The sequence below is a fragment of the Candidatus Cyrtobacter comes genome (assembly GCF_034470605.1).
In the GTDB taxonomy this organism is placed as follows: Bacteria; Pseudomonadota; Alphaproteobacteria; order Rickettsiales; family Midichloriaceae; genus Cyrtobacter; species Cyrtobacter comes.
Genome location: NZ_JARGYT010000087.1, coordinates 1 through 4,867, shown reverse-complemented (window position 1 = coordinate 4,867; position 4,867 = coordinate 1). Strand labels below are relative to the sequence as shown.

The window sequence follows — 4,867 nt, the reverse complement described above, 5'->3', positions numbered from 1 at the left end:
TTGCCAGTCGTTACGCTAAAAATGCCAAATCTTTTTTAGCTGCTGTGCAAATTAGATACATTGCTTTGTGGGCAAAAATCTCGTGACTATACTATTTAGGCTATAGCGACAATCATCTTAACAGAGTTGCTGTATCTTTTGGTTTTACGATTAAATCTTGCAAGATAATATCTTATGAGAGAATTCTTTGATTCTACCAATGATGTTTCTAATTTTGCAGTATGATGATACTTTAATATCTTGTAATTTTTATATACACTGTAATTATCTGTACATAAATCTTCAAGGAAAATCGAAAGGGCTGTAAATGGATAAGCTCAATACGACTTTCATGGGTTTGTATCGCGCAAATTAAACTTAAGGTTTGTTAGCGGTGCGGTAAGAGCTCATGATGATTTTATCCTTCTAAATAAAACTCACTTGTTTCAAGCTATTAATCCATATTAGCAGACCAAGATGGCCCTGAGGCGCCAAAAGGTGTTTTAATTACCCTTTCATTATAACCATTCATATCAATAGCATATAACTTACTTGTTCCATCAGGTCGTTGTCTACGAAATATTATAGTTTTGCCATTTGGTGCCCATGATGGGCTTTCATCTAACCAGCTAGAGGTTATAAGTTTCTCACCAGTTCCATCAGATTTCATAACACCTATGTAAAAGTTGCCTTTCAGTACTTTTACAAAAGCTATGTAATCATCTACAGGTGACCAAACTGGGGCGGAGTATGCGCCATCACCAGAGCTAATCTTTGTAGCTCCAGAGCCATCATTATTCATTATATATATCTGCCTAGAGCCAGAGATATCGGATGTAAAGGCTATTTTAGAGCACTTATTATCAGGTGAGCAGGAAGGTGATGTACTTATGCATCCTATACAGTGAGTAAGTCTTGTAGTTTCACCATTTAATAAATTTAGATAATATATGTTTGTAGATTTGCCATCAGAAGCTGACATTAGGGCTCCTTCTCCATCAGTTGTAAATCTTGGTGAGAAGGAAACGCCTCCAAGATTTTTAACAAGGTATTGGTATTTGGATAAAAGGTCTAGTACGTAAATTCCCGGTTGTTGTGAATTTCCTCGATATGACATATAAATGACCTTTTGTGGCCCACTACCTGTTTCAGCTGCTGAATTAAAACGAGGGAATAGAACCATATTTTTCCCGTCTGTTATAGTTTGAAAATTTTCCCCATCCTGGTCCATAATGGCTAATTTTTTTATCATATGGCCAGCATCATCTCTTTGCTCAGAAACAAAAAGTATCTTTGTATTGAAATAACCCCTTACACCAGTCATCTTTTCGTAAATTCTATTCGAAATCTTATGAGCGACCCGCCTCCACATATGTCTGTCTATTTCATATGCCATACCATCAATTACCTTCTCTCCATAAGGGCTCCATATTTTAAATTTAATACTAAATCTGTTATCTCCCAATTCTGTAATAGAGCCAGCAATTACGCCTGCAACCCTTGTTTTTCTCCATAAAGTAAAATTAGGAACGGAATCAATCCCTAATTCTTCTAGAAGACTTGCTTTATCAAGTATGTCGAAGGCACCGGAGGTTGAAAGGTTGTTTGAAATAATTTCTAACATATCAAAAGCTATCTCCTTGCTTTTCCACGAATCTGCATCAAATGGTGCTAGAGCTACTGGTATAGGATTTACAGACCCTTTATTTATATCAATCTTTAATAATGGGTAACAAAAAGTGGAATATAACGAAAAAATCACTATTAATATCAGTCTACTAGTTAACATGATACATAAATTATCTAATTAAGAATCAAATTTAAGACTCAATGAGTATTAAATCATAGATTTACCCAAACACAAGACCAGTACCTAGAAGTGTAAAAACACCGCTACATAAAATACAACATTTGGTCACGATATCCAAGTTTCGTGACTATAAAGATATATTAGAGAAAGTGAAATAAAATTATGAATAATTATTCGGAAACAGCATAACATTTTGATTTTTCTAGACTTTAGTAAATCTATGATAAAGATGTGTATCAATAGATTTATTTTATTAGAGCAATCAAATTTTTTACAAAGATCTTTGTAAAACCTATTATCAGTTTTTGAACAAATAAAAATTTCCTAAAAGCTAAGATTGTTTAAGTTTTTTTTGCGAAAATAGGCGTATTTATATCTAACTTGCTCAAGTTAATTTTTCTTAAAGATTTTGATCTTATCACGGATCTTTGCGGCTTTTTCAAACTCTAAATTGAGTGCATATTCTTCCATTTCTATAGTAAGTTTTTCTAAATCAATATCTTCTTTATTATCTATATCTAATTTAATAATATCTTTTGAAGAGATAATATTTTCCTCAATTACGTTTGAGATTTTTTTTGCCACTGATTTTGGCACTATACCATGCTCTTCGTTAAAAGTTTGCTGAATTTTTCTTCTATTATGAGTAATTTCTATCGTGCTTCTTATAGCATCTGTCAATTTATTGGCATAGAGTATTGCTTTACCTTCACTGTGTCTTGCTGCTCTTCCTATAGTTTGTATTAACGATGTTTGTGATCTTAAAAATCCCTCTTTATCTGCATCGAGTATTGCAACTAGTGCGCACTCTGGTATGTCTATTCCCTCTCTTAGTAGGTTGACGCCTACTAAAATATCATAATCTCCCTTTCGCAATTTATTAATTATCTCAACCCTTTCTATAGTCTTTATTTCAGAGTGAAGGTACACGGCCTTTACTTTTACATCTACTAAATACGCCGTGAGCTCTTCTGACATTTTTTTTGTCAATGTAGTCACTATTGCCCTATGCCCTTGCTCTGCAAGTTTTTTACATTCTGATATAAGGTCATCTACTTGGTTATCTGCTGGTCGTATCTCACATATTGGATCTAAAAGGCCTGTAGGTCTTATAATCTGCTCTATGCGCTTTGAATTAACTAATTCAAAATTAGCTGGTGTGGCGGAGACAAAAATGGTTTGTGGTCGCATTTCATCCCACTCTTCAAATTTTAAAGGTCTATTATCAGCTGCAGATGGAAGTCTGAAACCATATTCTATTAGCATACCTTTTCTTGCCGCATCTCCAGCATGCATTGCCCGTAATTGCGGTATTGTTACATGACTTTCATCTACAACAAGTAGTGCATCATCAGGCAAATATTCAAAAAGTGTTGGTGGTGGCTCTCCTGGTTTTTTTCCGGAAAGATATCTGGAATAGTTTTCTATACCTTTACAGCTTCCGGTTTGAACCATCATTTCAAGATCAAACGAAGTTCTTTGTACGATCCTTTGAGCTTCAATAAGTTTATCATTTTCTTCAAAATATTTTGCTCTATCATGCATATCGTTTTTAATGAGCCTTAGTGCTTGCTCTATTGTAGGGCGCGGAGTCACATAGTGACTATTAGCAAAAACAGTGATTTCATCTAATTCAGATTTTCTCTTTCCGGTTAAAACCTCAAACTCATATATTGAGTCTATATCGCTACCCCATAGACTAACCCTCCATGCATGATCTTGATAATGTGATGGGAATATATCAACACAATCACCACGAACTCTGAACGTACCCCTTTCAAAAGCTGTATCATTCCTCTCATATTGGAGTTCTATGAGCTTATTAAGCATATAATTTCTTGACATCTTTTCACCTTTTTTGATCTTTAATGTCATTTGTAAGTATAATTCAGGCGCTCCAAGGCCGTATATACATGAAACAGATGCAATAACTATTACATCCCTGCGTTCTAAAAGGGCTCTTGTGGCAGAGTGCCTGAATAAATCTAGATCATCATTTATGCTGGCATCTTTTTCTATATGAAGATCTCTTTTGGGTATGTAAGCTTCTGGTTGATAATAATCGTAGTAAGAGACAAAATATTCTACCGCATTATCTGGAAAAAATCCCTTCATCTCTGCATATAATTGTGCAGCTAAGGTTTTATTATGTGCAATAATCAGTGTAGGTCTTTGTACTTTTGATATGACATTGGCAATTGTAAAAGTTTTTCCTGATCCAGTTATACCAAGTAAGACCTGGTTATGCTGATTACTGTTCAGGTTGCCAACTATTTCCTCAATTGCAGCGGGTTGATCGCCTGCGGGCTGGAACTCCGAGCAAAGCCTGAATCTGTTTTTTATCATGCTAATTTCTATGGATAAAAACTAGACAAGATCATACAGACATTTACTCTAAAGGTAAAACAGAGAGTTCAATGCCGGATATTTTAACAGAGTTCCAATGTATTTGTGATTACATACATCCTTTTAAACTGTAAGCGGAAGACTAGGAATTAAACCACTTGCCTCAGATTGAAAAAAACCAGTACCCATAACAAGCGAATCTGCGTTCCCCAGTTCAAGGATATTTATCATGTTGTTAATATCGTCCAGCATTCTAATATCAATGCGCTTTATTAATATCCATATGTGCTTTGGTTATCCTTGCTTTCAGAGTTTGTCCCACCACTTCCCATAACAAGCGAATCGGCATTTCCAAGTTCAAGTATAGATACTGTTTTAATCTCAATATTACTCATATTTATATTTTAAAATATATCAGGTTAAATTCTAATGAGAGAGTTGTGAAACCCAAACATTATATAGCCTCCAATACTAATTAATATATTGAGAAACTTCAATATTAGAAATAAAATATTTTATAATTTAATACAAGATATCAGTAAGTTATATTACTGTACGAGCATAGAATAGAGTTATACATTTTATATAAGATCAAATTTATATTGAGGCTTTTAAGATTTTTTGCTTAAGTTATTAGGCACTGTTAACAAAGGTTTTGCCAAATAATGGAAAAGATGCAATATTATATTGGAGGCGATAAATATGGTATTTAGATGGATAAAAGGTTGTTTC

The 4,867-nt window shown here is 34.1% G+C and carries 4 protein-coding genes and 1 pseudogene; 1 reads left to right on the top strand and 4 read right to left on the bottom strand.

Annotated features, from left to right (window positions below; translation table 11 throughout):
• Positions 1–86: pseudogene (locus Cyrtocomes_RS05175) on the top strand (IS5/IS1182 family transposase); the annotation flags it as partial.
• A gap of 347 nt (positions 87–433) precedes the next feature.
• On the opposite strand, the gene tolB reads toward Cyrtocomes_RS05175, so the two are convergent.
• The 4 genes from tolB to Cyrtocomes_RS05150 form a co-directional block, all read right to left on the bottom strand.
• Positions 434–1,768 carry a Tol-Pal system protein TolB gene (gene tolB / locus Cyrtocomes_RS05165; RefSeq protein ID WP_322498128.1) on the bottom strand — a complete coding sequence of 445 codons (1,335 nt, stop codon included), beginning with the start codon at positions 1,766–1,768 and terminating at the stop codon, positions 434–436.
• A gap of 411 nt (positions 1,769–2,179) precedes the next feature.
• Positions 2,180–4,135, bottom strand: coding sequence for an excinuclease ABC subunit UvrB (gene uvrB, locus Cyrtocomes_RS05160; protein ID WP_322498127.1), 1,956 nt, complete (start codon positions 4,133–4,135; stop codon positions 2,180–2,182).
• 123 nt (positions 4,136–4,258) lie between these two features.
• Positions 4,259–4,387, bottom strand: coding sequence for a hypothetical protein (locus tag Cyrtocomes_RS05155; protein ID WP_322498126.1), 129 nt, complete (start codon positions 4,385–4,387; stop codon positions 4,259–4,261).
• Positions 4,388–4,407: 20 nt separating this feature from the next.
• Positions 4,408–4,530, bottom strand: coding sequence for a hypothetical protein (locus tag Cyrtocomes_RS05150; protein WP_322498125.1), 123 nt, complete (start codon positions 4,528–4,530; stop codon positions 4,408–4,410).
• Between the last annotated feature and the right edge of the window lie 337 nt (positions 4,531–4,867).

What these genes read in the sequence shown, in the direction of transcription:
- tolB (WP_322498128.1), bottom strand. Translation starts at nt 1,768, where the DNA reads ATGTTAACTAGTAGACTGATATTAATAGTGATTTTTTCGTTATATTCC.
- uvrB (WP_322498127.1), bottom strand. Translation starts at nt 4,135, where the DNA reads ATGATAAAAAACAGATTCAGGCTTTGCTCGGAGTTCCAGCCCGCAGGC.
- Cyrtocomes_RS05155 (WP_322498126.1), bottom strand. Translation starts at nt 4,387, where the DNA reads ATGCTGGACGATATTAACAACATGATAAATATCCTTGAACTGGGGAAC.
- Cyrtocomes_RS05150 (WP_322498125.1), bottom strand. Translation starts at nt 4,530, where the DNA reads ATGAGTAATATTGAGATTAAAACAGTATCTATACTTGAACTTGGAAAT.